Source organism: Mesorhizobium sp. M4B.F.Ca.ET.017.02.2.1 (genome assembly GCF_003998955.1).
GTDB classification, from domain to species: domain Bacteria; phylum Pseudomonadota; class Alphaproteobacteria; order Rhizobiales; family Rhizobiaceae; genus Mesorhizobium; species Mesorhizobium abyssinicae.
Window position 1 is genome coordinate 1 of sequence record NZ_RZOF01000707.1, and the last position, 467, is coordinate 467.

Annotated in this window: 1 protein-coding gene; it reads right to left on the reverse strand. The window is 68.3% G+C overall.

Features of this window, described 5'->3' with window-relative positions:
* Positions 1–467, reverse strand: a 467-nt coding sequence (locus EN738_RS34970; RefSeq protein ID WP_145967072.1) for a class II D-tagatose-bisphosphate aldolase, non-catalytic subunit, incomplete at both ends; no start/stop codon positions are given.

Below are 467 nucleotides of genomic sequence, written 5' to 3' on the forward strand. Positions count from 1 at the left end.
CTTCGGGATCGCTCGCCGGCCCCAGGCCCGCCGGCAGCGTCGGCAGGAACTGCCGCATCAGCGTTTCTGGGATGTCGACGCCGGTAAGCACCTCGCGCAGGCGGCCGACGGCGACGCTGGCCGCGGGATTGCTCCAATAGTAGCGGATGCGATCGCTGTAGCTGTAGTGACGCTGCAGATAGAGGCTGGTCTCGCCGCCATGATAATGGCTGCGCCAATGGCCGGGCGCCGCCAGCATCACCCGCTCCATCGTGCGGGCAAGCGAGCGGTCGCCATAGCCGGGGACCATTTCAGCGGCGATCAGGTCGAGCCCGTAGAGCGCCTCGCGCAAGGCGAAGGTCAGGCCCGGGCCGACCTTGAGGATCGGAAAGCCGTTGGCGACCAGCGCCGCCAGTGCCGCGCGGCTCTGGTAGTCGGTGGAGTGCGCCTCGTAGACGAGCGACGGCTGTTCATCGAGCAGTGCGGTC